The organism is Motilimonas thetidivivens, assembly GCF_046452435.1.
Classification (GTDB): Bacteria; Pseudomonadota; Gammaproteobacteria; order Enterobacterales; family CBDFNC01; genus Motilimonas.
The window spans coordinates 1-1,770 of the sequence record NZ_JBKFDK010000050.1 but is presented as its reverse complement, the minus strand read 5'-3'; the positions used below and the strand labels follow the sequence as shown (position 1 = coordinate 1,770).

Sequence of the window (1,770 nt, the reverse complement as noted above, 5' to 3'; positions counted from 1 at the left end):
CCGACATTCCGCAGCCAATTTAGGAATAAAATGATTCATACAATTGGCCAAGTCGCTGCAGTAGCTGCCGCTGGTAATCTTGCATCCCAGTTATGAATCGTTGTTCGCCAAACTCCAGCATGTCTATGCCCTCGAATTTCAAAAACACCCAGCGTGCTGTCGGCTTTGAGGTCGTCTTGTTTTTGACCATGCTGGGGAAAAATTCGTCGGTATGCTTTAGCTCTTCGCGGATTTTATGCTCCAACCCAGCGTACACCATCAAGCTCAATGTCATTATCATCAGCAAGGCTTCAATTCGTTGCGGTTTCTTTAAAAAGATGGATGAGGTTAAAAACTCAGGGCTTTTTAAGAATCGAAAACCGCGCTCTACTTTTTGTTGCGATTTGTAGTGCGCCAATAACGCTGCCATGTCGAGGTCGCTACTCTCTGTGTCATTTGTGGCAAGGATGAACATGCCAACTTTGAGTTTGGCGAGTTTTACTTTGTCTAAATCGGTGTATACCGTGGCATTAATTTGGCAGCTATAGCCCGTTGGTTTCTCACCTTTCTTCGGTCGCCCGCGGCTGGCATAGATAGGCTCTTTGCTAATGCTGGTTTGCTCAAAACCAAGTAGCTCTGACTGCTTTTTGAATTCATCCACGGCCAGCCTAGCATCTTCTTCACAAGCAAATGGCTTACTCATCAATTTATTCAATTGCTTAAGCTCTTTGGTTAGGCCCTTCTCTAGATTTTTGTAGAAGGTGATTTCTTCTCGTTTCGTAGCTTGCTCGCTGTTAATAAGCAACCATTTTTGCTGTACATCGCCATAATTTGACTCAATCCAATGGCCAGAGTAGCCCTGGCCAATCGGCTCTAACTGAGTTGCGTCGAGTGCCAATAACGCCTCTTTGGCAGATTTAATGGTCATCGGGACGCGCGTAATGAATTTTTGCTTTTGTTCATCAAGAGACTGGATGCTGTCTTGCGTGTAAAGCGCGGCATCAGCAATAAAGTAACGGCTGTTTTGTGCGGCCTTCAGACATTGAATATGCTGTTTAGCGACCTCGGCAAAGGCTTTGGCGTCATTGGTATTGCCGCTAAGCGCCTGCATGTAAACAGGCAATCCCGCTTGGTTTTCACAGATAAGCTCAAGCACAACTTGGTTTAAATCGGGCCGATGGTCACGGCTATAACCTTGGACGAGTTTAATGGTATTAATATCATCGGGGGCGGCTTGAGCATAGTCACCATCGACATGGAAGCTGGTAATATCAAGGTGCACCGAATCGGTTTGTAGCCCTAATTTCTCGACAACATGCTCGGCAATCGCTTGATACATGACAGACACATCGGCTTCAAACAGCGCATCCAAAGTTCGCCCAAGTACATCGTCGGTTAAATGCTCGGCTTGAATGTCTTTTGCCAACAGCTTGGCAACGGGCTTGGTTTGAAAGAAGTCAGCAAACATATGCAAGGTACGGCTATGGAAGCCTAACCCGTTAAGCACCATCGCCAGCACAGCATCTCCATGAGAGACATGATGGTCTGAGAGCTTGGGGATAGCGCGATCAATGAAGCGAGGTAACCCGATTTCATGACAAAAAGCAGCAATTAACCCGAGGTGATCGAGGCGTTTAATGACAGGCTGAGGAGTAGACATAGTGAGCTACCGTTAAATAGCAGTAATAGATCAAAATAGGGGATCGCGGTCAATAGGGTGTTGGCAAAATTGCGCATAAATGATCGTGCGATCACACTATTTTAAATCTGAAATTAGCTGCGGAATGACGG

General features: G+C 46.1%; 1 protein-coding gene. It reads right to left on the bottom strand.

Annotated features, from left to right (window positions below):
* Nucleotides 1-19: 19 nt before the first annotated feature.
* Nucleotides 20-1,639, bottom strand: coding sequence for an IS1634 family transposase (locus ACK8OT_RS19170; protein ID WP_410198115.1), 1,620 nt, complete (start codon nt 1,637-1,639; stop codon nt 20-22).
* Nucleotides 1,640-1,770: the final 131 nt, after the last annotated feature.